The sequence below is a fragment of the Thalassococcus sp. S3 genome (assembly GCF_004216475.1).
Lineage (GTDB): Bacteria > Pseudomonadota > Alphaproteobacteria > Rhodobacterales > Rhodobacteraceae.
The window spans coordinates 3,915,279-3,932,920 of record NZ_CP022303.1 but is presented as its reverse complement, the minus strand read 5'-3'; the positions used below and the strand labels follow the sequence as shown (position 1 = coordinate 3,932,920).

The window sequence follows — 17,642 nt, the reverse complement described above, 5'->3', positions numbered from 1 at the left end:
TCACTCCAAATCAGGAAAAAGCGAGACTTTCTCAGCCGGTGGCTTTGCTTGGTGCGCGAGGTAAGGTGGCGCCAACATTGAGGCGGTTGTGCGAAGCCTTGCAACTTGCCTTCGCATTTTTCGGCACTTCACCGAAAATGATTGAACCATTTTTCGTTCTGCGACGACCAACTTCCAACGCCTGACCATGGCGCTGAGATACAGAAATGTCGGAGATGAGAAATGACCACATCCAACTTGCAGGTAAGCGCCAAGGGCAAATCAGCTTTGAACGCATCAACGGCTATTCCCGCCCGGCACACATCCCGCCGTCCACAACGGGTATCCGTGAAGGGCGCGCACCGCCGAAACTTGCCCAAGACCCCGAGGGCGATTTCCTTCGCGGCGCTTGCGGAAGATCCGATCTACCGGCGCATTGCCCGTGAGGCGTGCCCAAAGGATCTTGCAGCGGACATCACGCGATACGGGTTTGACAGTGCCGTCGATATCGCGGCCTGCAAATCCGTGCCGGCGATGATGGCGCGGATGGCTCGCACCGGGACACGCGTACAAGCAGACGATGCTGAAATGCGCCGTCTGCTCAGCCGGTCTCGGCGCGAGGCATTGCGCAGCTACCGCCTAATGCGGCATGAACTGGCGGTCAAAGAGCCGATGAACCAAGCGCTACGCCATACATCATTGGGGTCGCCGGATAGCTCAATGTTGCGCAGCGCGCAGGTGCGGGCCTACGCAAAACCGACAAGCTTGCAATCCAACCAGTCACCGGCTGCCTATCTGCGATACCTTTACCGCATCGCAACGGGCGATGCGCGCGGCCTTGGGATCTCTAGCGACAAGGACAATCCCTTTGCGCTGGTCAATCGTCGCCCGGATCTTGCAGCGCTTGTGCTCAACGAGGCCAATCTGAAGCGTGAGGTGCCGACCATTGAATTGGTCAACGAGGTTCTGCGGACCGGGATCTCGGACTTTGACATGACCCGACACGAGCAAACCGTGGCCTTGCCTTACGATCATAGGGTGACCACGACGCGCACCGCCATGGCGGCGTTGGGCGGTACCAGCATGAACGACATTGCCCTGCGGACAGACTGTCCGGACCTGGGCGCATTCGCCGGTTACCGCTGGGCGCGGGATACGGCAGGGTTGATCGGAGTGCTGGGCGCGGAGGACACCACCGCAGCGGAAGGCAACACGCTGCTGCTCGTCTCGGAAGTGGCTGACGATCACACGACCACCCCAAATACGTTTGGCGGGCTCTATCCGCCGACATCGGCGCAAGACCCCGGTCTGATAGACCCGCTGATGTCGGTGCTCGGGCTTGATCAGGATGGGATTGCCCAGCTCTTCGGGCTTTACACTGTCGCACAGGAAAGTGGCGCAGCGGTCGAACAACGCGACTTCGCCACGGCGTTTTTGAACAATGCCGAGCCCATCAAGCTGCGCATGACGCCCGACGGGAAGGCCGTTGGGACGAGCAACGGGCCGGTATTGCGCACCTTCAACTACCTCGCCCGGCTCCATCACGGCACGGGGCTTGCCTTTCATGATCTCAACACGCTGCTGGCGCTGCCGGGTGCTGCTGACTTTGTCGACGGGCACCCGACCAGCAATCACCTGCCCAAACGCAGGGTGACAGACACAGGTCTGCGGCTCCTGGCGAGCTATCCGCTTTATAAGGAGGCCTTCAACCTGACACCCGCAGCTTTTGCCGCGTTGTTTGGGGACATCAGCCCCTATCGGCGAGCTGACCAAACCATCGAGAGTGATGACGCGGTGCCGGGGCTCGAGCAGACAGAACAATCCTTCATGGCCTCGCTCTTTCACGACGACGCGCCACACCTGCATCGGCTGGTCACTGAGGGTAGCACGCCGATCGCAGACGAAATACTCGGCGCCATTGTCGCGCGTGGATTTGGCCTGTCGGCGCTGGAGCTTGAGACGCTGGTGAACGCTCTGGAGGACGGGTATCGCCTGACGAACGGGGTTGATATGCGGGGACTTGGCGCGCTTTACCGACTGGTCACGTTGTGCCGGATGCTGGGCTGGCCGATCCTGTCGGGCCTTGCACTGATGCAGCGGATCAGCGACGCGCTTGGTGATACGCCGTCGCTCTGGGCGACGCTGACCCGTCGCAACGAGACTGAGACTGATACAGATGCGCTCTGCAGTGCCATGGACTGGCTGGCGGAGCTCGCCCGTTGGATGACCGAGGCCGACGTCAGTGCGGACAGCTTGCTTGCCCTGCTGACACCGCCGTCAGCAGGCGGTGTTGCCGCGACCGATGCGGACATCGCGTGGTTTGAAGGGTTGGCAACGGCCTATGCACCTCTGGCGGTCAGAGAGGGGGTATTTGCCGACTTTACGTCTTGGGAGGGCGGCCAGGTTTCTCCCGACGAATGGTTCGTGCACGTGACCGGCGATGGCGCGATCTGCGATGGCGACGGCGTGTTCTTCGAAAGCGTGACGCAGGAAGCGATCAAAGCCAGCGTCCGAGACGGCCTTATCGGCAAAGGGATTGATCCAGCTTTGGACGCGAACGCCGATTTGCTGGTGACGCTCGTGGACCGGCTGGCGGTTTTGCGGGATGGGCAGGTGGACGTCATCGAAGCGCAGGTTGCCGGGATTGATGCGCAGATCAGCGCCGTCAGCGTGACCCCTTTCCTGTGCTGGTTGCAAACGGGTTCCCTTGATTTGCTGCAGAAGGTTCAGAAGGGGGCAGGCGACAGCGAGGCGCGCCACTGGCTCGCCGAAATCCGACGCCATGTTGCAGTTGTCACCACCTTTGAGCTTGGTGATGTCGAGCTTGCGATGCTGGGACACACGCCGCAATGGATTGCCCCGGAACTGGCAGACGAAGAGGGCGGGCGACGTCCCTTAGACCTGGCACAGCTGATCTGGCTGCAGCGGTTCGCGATGTTGCAGGTCGCGCCCGCAACCGATGCCGCTCTGCAAGGGTATCTGTCGCTGGTCAACGCGGATGGCGCAGGGTCCGACATGCCGGACGAGACGCGTGCGCAATGGGTCGCAGGCAGTCGGCAGACACTTGCACTTCTTTTGAACTGCCCGGCAGAGGACATGGCGGCGTATGCGGATGCTTTGATCGGATCAGGCGCGGCAGCAACCACCGTCGCGCAGATCGACCTGATTGCACGGCATGTTCGCCTGGCGGCGGAACTGAACCTCAGCGCGCAGGATCTGTTGGCGCTCAAGCGTGTGAGCCGTACGCAACGCAGTGCTGATTGGACCATGGCGGCCGCAGCGGCGCAGGCGGGGCTTGCACGGTTCGACGATGGCAAGCAGATGCCGGGTTTTCGCCACCGCCTGGCCGAGAGGGAACGCGATGCGCTGGTTGCAGCGTTCATGCAGACCCGCATTGCCGGTGATGAGGATCTCAAGGAAAGCGTCACCAACAGCGAACAACTGTATTCCTACCTTCTGCTGGATGTGAACGTCACCAGCGCCGTCCCCACAAGCCGCATCGTTGAGGCGATCAGCTCGCTGCAGCTTTTCATATCGCGCGCCTTGGCCGGGCTGGAACGCGGGCTGAGCTTTACGAATGCTGAAGGTGTGGGCAACCGCGAACAGCTTGCCGCGCAATGGGAGCTCGACAAGGACTACCGGCAGTGGGAAGCCAACCAAAAGCTGATGCTTTACCCGCAAAACTACATCGAGCCGGAGTTGCGCCAGATCACCTCGCCCGAGTTCGACACGTTGCAACGGGCCGTATCGGGGAGCGACGTGACGCAGGACGGCGTCGAAGCGGCTGTGAACGCGTATATGAAGGGGCTGGCCGGTGTGTGTGACCTGAGCCTGTGCAGCCTGCATACCGAGCGTCACCGGAGCGATGGCGGCGTCGAGAACGCCACCTATCACCTGCTGGCCAAGGCCAAGTGGGAGCCGGGGCGGTTTTACTACCGCAAGCTGGATGCCGATTATCAGACAATCGCCGATCTGCCCAAAGACAGCCCATTCCTGAAAGCGATGGACTGGACCTATTGGCAAGAGGTCCATGTGCCCACCACGTTTGACCTCTTCTCCGAGGTGACGGTCTGCTTCTTCAAGAACCGCTACTTCTTCTTCTGGCTTGAGTTGGAAGAACGGCGGGTGCCCGTCGAAGGCGGCGATACCCCCGGCGCGCATAAATCGCTTTGGCGGCTACACCCGCGCTATATGCGGTGCGATCTGAATGCGCTCTCAGGTCCGATGCTGACGCCGGGGCTGTTCGTGACGCCGTCCTCGGGCACGCCAAAGGAACTGTCGGTGGATGGCGCGTTTGAATGGATGGGTGAAAAACCCGTCCTAAACGGGACGTACCACCCAACCCGCGCCGAGAACGGGTTGGAATATGGCAAACTGCAAAGGATCAATCGCGCGGCCAGCAATGAGACGCTGATGGCCTCTTTCGGGATCACGCTTGCGCGCAACGTCAGCAAGGATGACGACAAGGTTGACCTGAAAACCCATGAGACGGCGCTGCACGTCCGGCTATCGGACGAATGGTCGGACGCTATCTTGGAATGGAACGGCTCGTTGGTGACGACCTTCGATAATGCCGCCCCTGACGGCTACGCCAGTGTCTATCCCCGGCCCGTCGACGAATACAACGCCATTGCGGACCAAGGAACCACTTGGAGGGACTTTCCCGACCTCTCTCATTTCGTGGCTGATTTCAGGGGCAAGTCCGTGACTGCGAAAGCGCTGAACAAGGCGGGCTCGACCATCGGTTTCTTCTCTTTCTATCCGGGCGCCAAACATTCCGGCTCATTGGGCAGGATCAAGTTGTGGCTTGCCACAGGGATTGAGGAGCTTCACATCAATGTGCCTCCCGGAGGGGGTTGGTCCTCAGGGCATTCGGCTTGGAGCAAAACGACCGTCGATTTCCTAGTCACCTTCACCACGAGTGAGGGTAAGAAATTCGAACAGCCCATCGAAGGTCTTGTCACCGAACGGAACCTGACCACCACCGAAAGTGAACCCTTGCCGGGGCACGACTACATCCACGACTTCCACAATTCGGTTGAACCCATTTTTGAGATCCCGCCCGCCTGGACCTTTGACGGCGCAGCCTATGCGCGCTTGAAAGTGACGGCTAAGATCAAGCGTGAGTATAAATCCAGAACGTTCTATTACCCAAACGCGTCCGGTGACAACACCCGAGACGACCTCCACCCCGTTAATCCGAAGGTCCACAAGGCGGAGTTCACCTTTGCCGAGTTTACCCTGCGCCCGCCGGCGGGGAAGGACAACACCGGCTGGGTCCAGACCGGACAACACGGCAATCGCACGTTTTTGCACCTGGCTGAAAACCCGACGCGTGGTCTTGGCGAAACCTTTGTGCTGATGAATTCGTCGTCGGTGATGTCGGATCTGGCGAAGTCGATGCCGCGACCCGGCGGCTCTGAGAGCCTGTTCACCTTGGACAACCAATTTGCCCGCCCTGAGGATATGGGCGGGTTCCGGGAGGCGTTTGAACAGACGCTGCGCCAGCTTTATTCCAGCGAAGACGACAAGGGCGGCGTGCCCGATGCGCATTGGCCAAGCGGAACCTTCGATTTTGACAGTGCTTATGGCGCCTATGGCTGGGAGGTTTTCTACCATATCCCGTCGGCCATTGCCGCGGGCTACGCCAGCAGCGGACAGTTTGATCTGGCCCTGCAGTGGCTGCGGCGGATCTTTGACCCGCAGCGTGTCAATCCGTGGCAGGTGTTCCCCCTTATCGATGCGGTTGAACCGACGGAGGGGCTCGCGTTTGACACGGGCGACGTCATCGTCGATCCCAACCGGATCGCGCGGGATTATCCGTTCTACTACCAGCAAGCGACGATCCGGAACATGCTGGAAGTGCTGCTTGATTTCGGCGACGCCGAGTACGAACAGCAAACACAGGAGAGCCTGCAAAGGGCCAAGGCGCTTTACGTTTCCGCCAAGCAACTGTTTTCGGACAACCTGCCCGACACGCTGGACAGCCTGACGAACATACCCTGGACGGACCCGACTTTGGGCGAGGTTGCAAAAGACGATTGCGAGGATTTCTTGCCACCCTATAACGGTGAGTTGCGCGGGCTTTATGAAACATTCGAGGCACGGCTCTTCAATTTGCGCCATTGGCTGGACCTGAACGGTCAGCCGCTCAACGTGCCGCTTTTGGCCCAACCGATTGATCCGCAAGTCCTGCAGCGGACGGCGAAATCCCGTCTCAGCCTCGGCAAAGACAGCGCCGGGGACGGCGGCGAGTTCGATAGCCCGCTTGACTTCGGCTATGTCCTGCGATCCGCCAAAGGATATATCGGCAACCTCAAATCCACCAGCGCACGGCTTCAATCTGCGAGCGAGAAAGAGGCGGATTCGGTGTTGGAGGAGTACCGCATGAATGCCGCCGTCAATCGATCGGAACGCGCGATTGATCTGCAGGATTTCACGATCGACATTGCGGATATGGATGTAACGATAAAGCGGACCGCGCTGGCGAAGTCTTCGACCACGCTGGCCAACAATGTCGTGCGCATGCTTGCCAAACAGGCAGAGGTCGGGGTTCAAACCACGAAAACAGCCGCCTCGACAGCCAAATGGGGGCGCGAAAAGATCAAGGTTGTCGGCAAGCAAATCTCGGCCGGGCTCAAATCCACGCTGCCCAACACGTTTGGATTTTCCAACGGCGGGCAGAACCTCGAACAGGCGGAACATGCCATGATGCTCGGCGGTGTTCTGGAGTTCCTTTATTTCTGGAACAAAAAGGACGACGCAAAGGCGTTGAGCAACACCTTTACGGACGCGACCAATCTTGTGCGCAAGACGGCCGAGCTGACGGCGCAAGTGACGCTGGATAGCGAAGAACTGTCCAAAGCGCGCAAGGTCGCGGCCAAGGAAAAGGAGGTGCGCGAAGAACTTGAGTTACAGCATGAGGGGGCACAAGGCCTGCTTGATACCTGGAACCATGTTTTCGGGGGGAGTTCGTTCTACAAGCCTTTCCGCGAGGACATCGAAGCGCTTTACGCAGAGGAATGGGCAACCACCCAGGATTTCTGTAAATTGCTGGTAAGCCTTTACCAAGACGAGACGGGACTGACCAACGGCCCCACATTCCTGCGCACAACCAGCCTTGGCAGTGACGTCGAAAAGTTCAACGCGCCCCATCGCCTTGCCTTGGACATCGAACGTCTCGAAATGGCCTATATTCAGGCCGGTAGAGATAGGGCGGGCCAAATAACCGAGCTTCGATTTGCGCTGAGTGAGTTGCCGGCAGTCGGGGCAGAGCATTCGGCCCTGGAAGAACTGACGACGCAAGGCGAGGTTTACTTTCATCTGACGGACGAGATGTTTGATGTCTTTTATCCCGGACAGTACGACCGCGTCATCCAAAGCATCAACGTCTGTTTCCCTGGTTTGACAGCAGCAGGTCTCAGCCCGCATGCGCGGCTGACGCAGGTCTCGAACACCCGCTTTATGCTGCCTGGACGCGATCCTGCACACGGGACCAAAATGCGCAAAAACCGGCATGCCTTGCAGAGCATCGTGATCGGCGCTTGCGAAATTGACACACGGGACCTCGATGCGCCTGACGGATTGTTGAAGCGGTTCCAGAACACAGGTGTCGAGTCGTGCTGGCATCTTGCCATGCCAACGGTGAAGGAGCTTAAGAGAGGCAAGGCCGCGCACGGTCGGAGCCGTGACTGGCGTGCCAGTGCGGAGAAACACCATCACACGCTCAAATCACATCTGACCGAAGTGGATTTTACCATCCGGTTTTCGGGACGTTGGGTCGGCGCTGAGGGACTGCAGTACTAAGGTCGATTTTCCCAAAAGGGCGGCGACTGTCAGAAGTGACACGCCGCACTGCAGCTTTTCGAGGATGACGAACGAAAGCTAAGCGCCGCTCTTCGAAATGAGAGCCTTTTTTGGGGGGCGGCGCGAATTCAAGTGGGCATCTCAGTCTTCATTCGACTGGCCAAGTCTGCCACTGAAACGCCCTTCAGCTCATGCTCAAAAACACGACGCGCGGCCTCCATGGCGGCTCTGGTCGCGTCAGTTGCAGCGTGCTCAAGTAGGCAAGGGGAGGACGGCTCCGGCGCGCCGATGGCAAAGACGTTTGGTGAGCCAAGTGCGGTGTAGACCTCCAAGAGACTGATCTCGGCGGTCGGGCGCTGTAGGTGCCATCCGCCGCCGTGTCCCTTGATCGACGTCACAAGCCCGTACTTGCGCAGACCGCCCATGGTGCGGCGCACCAGAGACGCATCCATCCCAAACATTTCACCCATGCGCTCAGACGTCACCGGTTCACTCATCTCGTCGAGATGAAGCAAGATGTGCAGCACACGGGGGAGCCTGTTGTCGGTTCTCATGGGGCAGAGTGTATCCGATCCAGCATCTCGTGACAATTATTGACACATAAGATTGACATGACAGGTCACGTGACAATATAGATCACGTGACTTGATCGCACTGGAGCCTCCTTGTCGAACCCACCATCAGACCAATCGCACGCAACAGACGCGCAGTGGACTGCTGTCTGGGCTCTTCTGCTTGCGGCATTCGTTACGCTGCTGGATGTCACGGTGGTCAACCTCGCTGTGCCCAGCATCGCAGCCGATCTTCAGGCCACGGATGTGCAGTCACAGTGGATTTTGCTGGCTTATCTTCTGCCGCTCGCAGCGCTCCTGCTGCCATTGGGCCGGTTTGGTGACGCCTTGGGCCGACGCCGACTGTTCCTTGTTGGTGTGACAGGTTTTGCAATCGGTGGTCTGGCTGCAGGAACGGCGCAGAGCATATTGGTCTTGATTGCAGCGCGCGTTCTTCAAGGTGTCGGAGCCGCGACGATGATGCCGCAGGTTCTTGCGCTGACCCAAGTGATCTTACCACCCGACCAGCGGCGACGCGCCGTCGGATATTTCGGCATGGTCAGCGCGTTGGGTGCTGTCGCAGGCCCGATCATCGGCGGTGCGATCCTGACGATTGATCTGTTCGGGCTGGGGTGGCGTGCGGTCTTCCTGTTGGTCATCCCGCCCTGCATCCTGTCATCGCTGACCGTCGTCTCCTTTCTAGACCGGGATGGGGGCGCCCCTTCGAAAAAGATCGACGTTTGGCAGGGGCAGCTGGTCGCATTGGCTGTAACGGGCTTAGTCTTTGCTGCGGTGCAGGGGCGGCCTCTGGGGTGGCCGCTCTGGCTTGTGGCATTGTCTCCGGCGAGTGTCCTGCTCTTGGTCTACGTTATCTATACCCAGCGGAACCGGGTGTCCGACAAGATTGAGCCACTACTGCCATCGGCTCTGTTGAGGTCCGCGTCGTTTCTGCAACCTGCCTTCATGATCCTCTTGGTCTTTTGCGGCATCGCGGGCGTTCCGTTCCTGTTGGCGATCGCTTTGCAGGCCGGCCCTCAACTGCCGCCTGGGGCGGTTGCCATGGCACTGGCCGCGCATCCGGTCTTTGCGGTAGCGGGGGCGGCTGTTGCGGGACAGTGGAGCCCGGCAAATCCGTGGACGTTGCCAGGCCTCGGATCAGTCCTGACATGTGCGGGCATTGCACTGATCGTGTTCGCCTTCGCGCAAGCAGGCGATGACATCACAGCGCTTGTCCTGTTGGTCCCGCTTGCGCTGGTTGGGCTTGGCATGGGGCTGAGCAATGTCGCATTGATGTCAGGCGCGCTCGCTACGGCATCAAATGACGTGGCCGGTGCGGCGTCGGGATTGCTCCAGACGGCGCAGCAAATTGGCATCACGCTCAGCATCGCAATTGTGGGCAGCCTCTATTTCGCAAACACATCGGGCGCAACCAGCGACGCGGCATCAGCGGCGCTGCTCTTTCCGGGAGTAATATTCGCGGCTGCCACCTTGCTGTGTGGGCTGGGGGCGGTCTTTCACAAGAAAAAGGAAACATGATGCAACCAAAAGCTGGACAATCTGCGCAGGATTTCTGGGACGAACTGTATCGCCGCGCAAGCCCTGAGACACGAGGCTTGCCGTCTGCAATGTTAGAGCGGTTCGCAATGGATCGCACTCCGGGCCGTGCGCTGGACCTGGGTTGCGCCAAAGGCGACGATGCAATTTGGCTCGCGCAACAAGGTTGGGATGTCGTCGCAACCGATATAGCCCAGACTGCCTTGGACATCGCCAAGGCCAACGCAGCGGAACGCGGCGTGTCAGATCGGATATCCTTCGAGCGCCACGATCTGGCAATATCGTTTCCCGAGGGTCGTTATGACCTCATCTCGGCGATGTTCCTGCAAACGCCCTTTGACTTCCCGACACCGCAGGTCTTTGCGCAGGCATATGACCAGCTTGCATCGGGTGGCATGTTGCTGATCGTCACGCATGGATCTGTGGCCCCATGGTCATGGAAAAAGGCAGATCATCCCTATCCCAAACCGGAAGAGGACTTGGCCGCCCTTGGGTATGCGGCTTCTGACAATCAGGTCGCTTTTATTGATGCGGTCCGCCGAACCGCGCATGGGCCCGGTGGGCAAACGGCGCAGGTCCTCGACAATGTCATCGCGTTGGTCAAGGCGTGAGGCGTGCGCCTCGCTCAACGCTTTTTGCCAAAAGTCCGCTTTTGGGAAGCTGCAACGCAGCGTTGCTGAACGCTTTGACGGGCAGGGAAGGGCCGATGGCAATCAGTCCCTCAGCGGCGGACTTTTCGACAGAGCGTCTGCATAGTTCCCGAAGAGTGCGTCGATTTCTTGGTCCGGTCTGGCACCCACCATCGCCCCGAAGAAGTTCACAGAGAACGATGCATACATCACGGCTGCAAACAGCAGATCAATGTCCACCTCTGAGCCGACTGCGCCACGCGCCTGCAGATCAGCGACCCGCTCGCGGAAATTTGCGTCTGCCTTGCCATCCAGGTTCTCCGCTCCCTTCTTACGAAAGTCAGCATCGATCGCGGCGCGGCTGATAAGCAGGCGCACAATGTCTTCGTCCCTCAGGTCTTCGCGCAGCTTTGCATGGAGATATCGATAGATTTCATCTCGAAGCGTCTCCTGTGGCGGATAAGGTAACCCGCCTTCACGGCGTGCCGACACAAACTGTTCGGTGAGGGCATCAAGCAACCCCTCTTTGCCGCCAAAGTAGCGGCTGATCAATGAAAGGTTGGCCTGCGCCGTCTCTGCAATCTCCCGCAATCCGGCGGCGTCATAACCACGCCGTGCGAAGACCTCGCGGGCCGCGGCGAGGATGCGAGCCTCTGTTGCTGCTCGATCCTTGATCGAGATCGTCTTCTTTGTCTGTGTATTCGTCTTCATGTGAACAAGTGTTTACATCAACAACTTCCCGTCGTAAAGAAAACGAATGTTTACATTGGTCCAAATCCTGAATGCCTCTGTCGATGGCAGGTCGATGAATACTGGAATAGAGTTGCTGATCGCGATGCCTATGATGCGTATTGCCTTGATATTGAGCCGTCTGTCGGCTGGGCGGCGGATTGAACAAGGCCGGTATCGACGCGGCAAAGCGAAAGCGCCTGCATGATTGGCCTCAGACGCACAGCCATCTTCGAAGCCTGGACCCTCATCTTGCTCTTCGGCGTCGCCATGCCTCTCAAATACTGGGCAGGCATTGATCAAGCGACGTCCATCATGGGCCCGATCCACGGCCTCGCGTTCATAATCTTCCTCTGGTTCGTCATCCGATCCCTGGCGGAAGGGATCATCGATGGCTTCGGGACCGCGCGGCTCATCCTCGGAGCCTTCATTCCAGGAGCAGGCTTCGTCAATGAACGGTGGCTGCGATGTCAGTCCGAGGAGGAATAAGATGCTCTACGAAATCACCAAGGCAGCGCATCTCGCTACGCTTTTCGTCTGGATCGGCGGTATGATCGCCGTGGTGCTCGCTCTCCGATACCCGGTGGACGGATTCCTGAAGCCGCTGAAAGCATATGACCGCGCGGTGACCACGCCCGCGATGATCCTCGCCCTCTCATTTGGCATTTTGCTGGGTGTTCAAGGGGGCTGGTTCACCTCTAGCTGGCTTGGCATGAAAATCCTGTTGGTTCTTGGACTTTCTGGCTTGCACGGCGCGCTGGTCGGCAAGTTGCGTCGGGCGATCTGGGAAAGCCCAGGGGGCGCCGAACCGAGCGGCCGTTTGCTCCTCCCCGTCGGCACAGTTTTGTTGGCTCTGATCGTTCTCTTGGTGACGATTAAGCCCTAGCAAACGGCTCGGTCGGCTTCGACCTGCTTGAAGAAAGTGAATGTCCGCCATGCGGGCTGTACACGCGGAATTCCGGGGCCATGTTCAAGGTCAGGTCTGGGCCGGCCTCGCTCAAATGACCTTCGCGATGACAGCAAATGCTGTGTTTGCTCCGACGGGTGCGCTGAGCCCACTTTGACGGATGCTGCGCTTGATCCAAACGACCGCAAAATGTCAAAGATGGACGTCGGCCTCGGTTAGAAGTCGCATCGTGAAAAGGTGTTCAACGCTCTCAAAGAATTCTTCGGTTTCTCATATGCTTCGACCATTCGGTGCGAGAAAGGTTCTGCAGAATTCAGCTGACCAATTGGCTATAAGGGCAAACATCTTCATCAAACGGAACATTGCGACGTCTGAAGCTTGTCCCTTCAAGCGCAATAGGATGACCGATCCGATCCATGCGGAAATGTCTAAAGTCGTTCCGCTTAGGGTCCCAAGCCACCAGGTACCAAAGCGGTTGAAGAATTAACATCGCCTGTGGTTCGACCGTGCGGCTGGTCTGTCGCCCTTTCGCATCGAGATAGTCAAACTGGATGCATTGGCGCTGCAAAAACGCCGTTTCAAATGCCATCAGGAGCTCGGAATCCATCTTCCCCATATCAGAGAGATCCTGAAGCGGTGAGAGTTGGCCAATGTGCAAGCAGTCAAGAAAAGCGCGCAGGTCTCTTACCTTGTCGGCAGGCAATGCCCGCTCGATCTTGGCAAGTCCAGTATCCGCAAGCTCTGCAAATGGCAGGTTTCCGGCTGCGCGCATCGCGGCAACACTGATCAAAAGGGCGAAGACCTCCGGTACCGACAAGCGTGTTGTCGTTTGCATGGAACTTGGATCGAGTCGCACGCCACCACCGCGCCCAACATCGGAGTGAATTACAAAGCCGTCGTCCCTAAGCGCACTGATATCGCGCAAGATAGTACGGCGAGACGCGCCAACTTCACGGGCGAGTTCATTGATCGTGCTGGTCCCGCTGCGGCGAAGGCTACGCACGATCGCGTCATGTCTGAGTCGAATGTTCATGCCCAAGTCATATCATTAATGGTGACATGTTCTGGCGCTGTTTTGATTTAGGCCGTCTCTAGAGCCAACGTTGAGTATGAGAGGATTCTGAAATGGCAAAGAGTAATGCAGTGGGATGGTTTGATATGTATGTGGACGAGCTTGATCGCGCCGTTTCTTTCTATGAGACAATGCTCGGGACAAAACTCGAGCCATTGTCCGATCCCAGCGGACAGTCCCAGATGATGAGTTTTCCAGCTGAAATGAGCGCCTACGGCGCGGGCGGAGCTCTCACCAAGACGTCTCATGCAGGCCCCGGTGTCGGAGGGACGATTGTCTACTTCATGGTGGAAGACTGCGCTGTCCAACAAGAACGGGCCGAACAAGCAGGTGGCATTGTAGTAAGGCCAAAGTTCTCTATCGGCGAACACGGTTGGGTTCTCTTGTGCCAAGACACTGAAGGTAACATGATTGGCTTTAACTCAATGAGTTAGAACCACTGCAGAGATGTCATCGCAGGCGATCCAAGGGTTGCCTGCGCTCCAGATTTTCAGTTCCTGTCGCAACATCCAGCACTATCGACAGCGCCAGAATACCGGTTCGCTTAGAGCAGGGTACGTTCATTCAAGCCTCTGGCATGAACGGCAGCACAGTCCGCGCAGCGAAAGTCCAGTCTGACGAGCCGCATCGCGGCAACTCGAGTGGGTGGTGAATGTCTTATGGGCCGCGAGCTCGAACCCGTTGATCCCCTAATAGTTTATGTGCGCTGTTCTCGACTTCTAGTCCCGGCCCAGAGCCCGGAATGCTGTGGTGCGCCCGACGGTCCAATTTGGAGCGTTCCGTTCTCTATGATGGCGATGGGAAAGACCCGTCCCTTTCAACGCTTTCCGCTTCTTCGAGTATCCATTTTCGGAATGCGCTGATCTTTGGATCATCTTCGCGATCTTCAGGTCTCAGAAGGAAGTATGCAAATACGAGTGGGGTGCTCAGATCAGCATCGAACGGGCGAATCAGACGACCGGACGCAAGATGATCTGCTGCCATGCGGTCGCCAATAAGGGCGACACCTTCACCGTCCAGTGCCGCGCGCACGGCCATTTCTTCTTTGGTGAAGCGCGGGCCCTTGTACGGGTCCACATCAAGCGCGCCAGCAGCAAGAAGCCAGGTGCGCCAACTGCCTTCTGCTTCCTTCCATTCCACGTGTAGCAACGTATGCTCAGCAAGATCAGAAGGTGACCGCAGCCCTTTTCCCTGTTTCAAAACACCGGGGCTACAAACCGGGGTTGCGCGCATCGCAAACAAGCGATCGCAGTGCACGTTCGAATATCCGCCCATGCCATAGCGGATTGCGACATCAGCCTCACCTTTCGAGATATCGACCAACCGATCCGTTCCATCGAGCCGCACTTCGATATCTGGATGATTGCGCCTGAAGCGATCTAAACGCGGTACGAGCCAAAGTGAGCCGAAGCCAGGGCTGACACTGATCGTAAGCAGGTGACTGTCGGTCTGCGCCTGCATCCTGGCTGTCCCAGCGGCCAATCGGTCAAATCCTTCCGTCATCAGTGGGAGGGCGGCTTCGCCTGCCTCTGTCAAACGCAAAGCGCGTGTCAGCCGATGAAACAGCGCTGCGCCGAGCCAGTCTTCCAGCGTCTTGATCTGATGGCTGACCGCCCCGGGCGTCACCCCAAGCTCTGCCGCAGCTTGGGAAATGCTGAGATGGCGCGCGGTGGCTTCGAACGCCTGCAATGCGCGAAGTGGAGGGAGAGAACGACCTGTCATATACCTCAATAAATCTAATGTATGGAGTGAAATCAATTCCTTTGTCCGTTTGTATATCCTGAAATAAAAAAGGTTCCGCTACAGATTCAGAAGGTCACACCCTTCTATGAATGAGAAAATTTCGAAATGAGCTCTGGATCTCTGAGACGTACAAAGGTCCGGTCCGGCTATGCGGTCGGGGTCACTTTGCTTGTCGTGTCCGCGATTACGTTCAGCACGACAGGTATCTTTACGAAAGGCGTCGAAGCTGGGGCGTGGGCCGTGATCTTCTGGCGTGGCGTTTTCGCAGCTGCCGTCACAACGGTATGGGTCGCAAAGCGAGGTGCTGTTCGCCCAGAGTTCTCTGGTATGGGCAAGCCAGGTCTGGCGGTCGGAGTCATCGGGGCGTTTGGCACCGCAGCGCTGATCCCAGCTTTCAAATTGACGACCGTCGCGAATGTGGCACTGATTTACGCATCCGCTCCGTTCATTGCTGCCTTCATGGCGTGGGTCACGCTCGGTGAACGGGTGTCGAGGCGAACCGCGCTTGGTGCGGTGGGCTCCCTCACAGGCGTCGGGATCATCGTCGCTGGCTCAGTGGGGGATGTAAATCTGACAGGGGATGGGTTGGCGCTTATCATGACCTTGGTCATGGCAACCATCATGGTGATCTACCGCGCAAGGCCCGACACGCCAAGCGCGGGGCCTTCGGTTTTGCAATCCCTGCTTTTGGTGCCACTTGCACTCCTCTTCGGTTCACCTTTGCAGATTGACCCGGCCGAGATCGCGATCCTCGCGGCTTTCGGTGTTATGCACGCCATCGCGTCGGTCACCCTGGCCGAAGGCGCCAAGCGCGTGCCATCGGGGCAGACGGCCCTGCTGGGTGCGTTGGAAACGCCGCTCGCACCCATCCTCGCGCTTCTTATCCTGTCAGAAGTGCCCCCGAACGCGACGCTGATTGGGGGCGGCATCGTGCTGATCGCGGTCTTGCTCTCGATCGGGGGAGAGGCTGCACCGCTGGAAGACCTGAGCGATGAAGGACAGGACCCATGAGTGTTGAAGTCTGGCTGACCTATTTGATAGCAGTTCTCGCTTTCATGGTGACGCCGGGCCCGAGCCATTTGTTGATGCTCTCCAACAGCATGGCACACGGGTTCCAAAGATCGCTTGCCACTGCCGCGGGTGACTTGACCGCGAATGCGCTACAAATGATCGCAGCGGGCCTGGGGCTTGCAGCGATCCTGATCGCGTCACAGGGGGCACTCACAATCGTCAAGTGGCTTGGCGTGGCCTATCTCCTCTGGATGGGCATCCGCATGTGGCGACAGGCAGACCACACCAACGCGAGAGCGGACGCTGCATCCTCTGCGTCGTTGAAAACACTTTGGTATCAGGGGTTTTTAACGTCCGCCGCAAATCCGAAGGCAGTGGTGTTTTTTGCAGCCCTCTTTCCGCAGTTCATTGAGTCCGAACAGTCGTTCTGGCCTCAATTCCTGATACTTTCCGTCACATACCTGATTGTCGATGGCGCATTTTTGTCGGGTTATGGCGTTGGGGCCAGTTGGATCGCGTCAAAGCTAAGGGCAAGCGCTGCCGCGATGGTCCATCGGATCGGTAGCGCGTTCTTGATCGGTGCGGCTCTGATGCTCGGCTTCAAGACGCTACGGGAAGCAGCATAGCCATTTATCTTGCCAGTCGATCACCATTGATTACGACAGTGTCGTCCGCGATGTTCAAGTTCTTCACAGCTCAGATTTCGCACTTGCAGCGAATGGCCGCAAAGAGGAGCCGCCTGCGGTATCTCTACCAATCGGTGAATGGTAGGAACGGGCAGACTTTGAGCGATGAGACGCGCCAAGGCATCGAACCTGGTGGTGGCGAAGACCGAAATGCGCTGGTCATTCCCGCTCTTGTTACGCCGATCAGCAGCATGCGACCGTCGACGTCCACATCGCCCCACTAATCCTGCAGATCTCGTCGAGGCCGTGTACAGCCGCCGCATCGGTAGTGATCGTCTTGATCACGCCGATGTCGATCCCAAGAGTGACCGGGCCCGCAGCTTGTTTCGCACGCATCTTGCCGTAGTCGATCAGCTTCTGCCGGTCGAGGTGGCCGATCCGGTCCTTGCCGAGGTCGCGCCTGAGCGGCGTTAGCGTGGCGGCCTTGCTGCGACGCGGCGGTTTCCTTACCTCGCACATATCGGCTATATGAAGGTCGATGAGGTCGCCAAAGGTCTGGAGGCGGGAGACGGACGACTTGTTCGGCGCCAGCCCCTGATCGATGCGGGTCTCCGCCTGGCAGGCCCAGCGATGGGGGCGTCGCGTCCAAGGAACGCCTTGCTCGCGTGGTCGCCCTTTCGTCTGATCTGGACCCGGTAGGTACCGGAAGGAAGCTTGGTGATGGGGACTATTTTCGTGTGCGCTGTGTGTGCAATGAAGCGTCGTAGAGGGGCAAATTCGGGGACATTGGAGCGTATTCCAGCGCAGTAGGTGTCGCCGCCAACGGTTTGAAGATGCGAAAGCAATGCATATAAATCAACATTCTAGACTGTCTGTGGCGCCGATGATGGATGGGAATGATTTTATACATATTTCAATCACCTAACGAGCTGTGTGTGCGCTTCATGTTCATATTTTGATCGTGCAGTGTCGCACTTTGGGTCGCCGATTTCGCTTAGTTGCCCCTGAAGCGGAATCCATCGGAGCGCCGCGCCT

General features: G+C 58.3%; 13 protein-coding genes. 8 read left to right on the top strand and 5 right to left on the bottom strand.

What is annotated here, in order from left to right; all coding sequences use genetic code 11:
- Nucleotides 1-222: 222 nt before the first annotated feature.
- Nucleotides 223-7,785 (top strand): neuraminidase-like domain-containing protein, encoded by a 7,563-nt coding sequence (locus CFI11_RS19280; protein WP_130408880.1) that lies wholly within the window; start codon nt 223-225, stop codon nt 7,783-7,785.
- Nucleotides 7,786-7,913: 128 nt separating this feature from the next.
- On the opposite strand, the gene CFI11_RS19275 is transcribed toward CFI11_RS19280, so the two are convergent.
- The gene (locus CFI11_RS19275; protein WP_130408878.1) at nt 7,914-8,339 is read right to left on the bottom strand and encodes an Rrf2 family transcriptional regulator; all 426 of its coding nucleotides are present in this window, start codon (nt 8,337-8,339) and stop codon (nt 7,914-7,916) included.
- Nucleotides 8,340-8,450: 111 nt separating this feature from the next.
- Between CFI11_RS19275 and CFI11_RS19270 the strand changes: the two genes are divergently transcribed.
- Together CFI11_RS19270 and CFI11_RS19265 are read left to right on the top strand one after the other, a co-directional pair.
- Nucleotides 8,451-9,872: an MFS transporter gene (locus CFI11_RS19270; RefSeq protein ID WP_130408876.1), complete on the top strand. Its 1,422-nt coding sequence runs from the start codon at nt 8,451-8,453 to the stop codon at nt 9,870-9,872.
- Nucleotides 9,869-10,501 carry a bifunctional 2-polyprenyl-6-hydroxyphenol methylase/3-demethylubiquinol 3-O-methyltransferase UbiG gene (locus CFI11_RS19265; RefSeq protein WP_130408874.1) on the top strand — a complete coding sequence of 211 codons (633 nt, stop codon included), beginning with the start codon at nt 9,869-9,871 and terminating at the stop codon, nt 10,499-10,501. The genes CFI11_RS19270 and CFI11_RS19265 overlap by 4 nt, the downstream gene beginning before the upstream one ends.
- A 102-nt stretch (nt 10,502-10,603) precedes the next feature.
- Here the strand turns inward: CFI11_RS19265 and CFI11_RS19260 are convergent, their stop codons facing one another.
- The gene (locus CFI11_RS19260; RefSeq protein WP_130408872.1) at nt 10,604-11,230 is read right to left on the bottom strand and encodes a TetR/AcrR family transcriptional regulator; all 627 of its coding nucleotides are present in this window, start codon (nt 11,228-11,230) and stop codon (nt 10,604-10,606) included.
- A 222-nt stretch (nt 11,231-11,452) separates the two neighbouring features.
- On the opposite strand from CFI11_RS19260, the gene CFI11_RS19255 reads away from it, so the two are divergent.
- Complete coding sequence (locus CFI11_RS19255; protein WP_130408870.1) at nt 11,453-11,737, top strand: DUF3817 domain-containing protein; 285 nt, start codon at nt 11,453-11,455, stop codon at nt 11,735-11,737.
- Between the two features lies 1 nt (nt 11,738).
- Nucleotides 11,739-12,134 (top strand): CopD family protein, encoded by a 396-nt coding sequence (locus CFI11_RS19250; protein ID WP_130408868.1) that lies wholly within the window; start codon nt 11,739-11,741, stop codon nt 12,132-12,134.
- Nucleotides 12,135-12,468: 334 nt separating this feature from the next.
- On the opposite strand, the gene CFI11_RS19245 is transcribed toward CFI11_RS19250, so the two are convergent.
- Nucleotides 12,469-13,188 (bottom strand): YafY family protein, encoded by a 720-nt coding sequence (locus CFI11_RS19245; protein WP_130408866.1) that lies wholly within the window; start codon nt 13,186-13,188, stop codon nt 12,469-12,471.
- A gap of 92 nt (nt 13,189-13,280) precedes the next feature.
- Here CFI11_RS19245 and CFI11_RS19240 point away from each other — a divergent pair, with 92 nt between their 5' ends.
- Nucleotides 13,281-13,661, top strand: coding sequence for a VOC family protein (locus CFI11_RS19240; protein WP_130408864.1), 381 nt, complete (start codon nt 13,281-13,283; stop codon nt 13,659-13,661).
- A gap of 352 nt (nt 13,662-14,013) precedes the next feature.
- On the opposite strand, the gene gcvA is transcribed toward CFI11_RS19240, so the two are convergent.
- The gene (gene gcvA, locus CFI11_RS19235) at nt 14,014-14,985 is read right to left on the bottom strand and encodes a transcriptional regulator GcvA (protein WP_130408862.1); all 972 of its coding nucleotides are present in this window, start codon (nt 14,983-14,985) and stop codon (nt 14,014-14,016) included.
- A gap of 90 nt (nt 14,986-15,075) precedes the next feature.
- On the opposite strand from gcvA, the gene CFI11_RS19230 reads away from it, so the two are divergent.
- Together CFI11_RS19230 and CFI11_RS19225 are read left to right on the top strand one after the other, a co-directional pair.
- Nucleotides 15,076-15,981, top strand: coding sequence for a DMT family transporter (locus CFI11_RS19230; RefSeq protein ID WP_130408860.1), 906 nt, complete (start codon nt 15,076-15,078; stop codon nt 15,979-15,981).
- Nucleotides 15,978-16,607 carry a LysE family translocator gene (locus CFI11_RS19225; protein WP_130408858.1) on the top strand — a complete coding sequence of 210 codons (630 nt, stop codon included), beginning with the start codon at nt 15,978-15,980 and terminating at the stop codon, nt 16,605-16,607. The genes CFI11_RS19230 and CFI11_RS19225 overlap by 4 nt, the downstream gene beginning before the upstream one ends.
- A gap of 243 nt (nt 16,608-16,850) precedes the next feature.
- On the opposite strand, the gene CFI11_RS24535 is transcribed toward CFI11_RS19225, so the two are convergent.
- Nucleotides 16,851-17,126: a hypothetical protein gene (locus CFI11_RS24535; RefSeq protein ID WP_217358723.1), complete on the bottom strand. Its 276-nt coding sequence runs from the start codon at nt 17,124-17,126 to the stop codon at nt 16,851-16,853.
- Between the last annotated feature and the right edge of the window lie 516 nt (nt 17,127-17,642).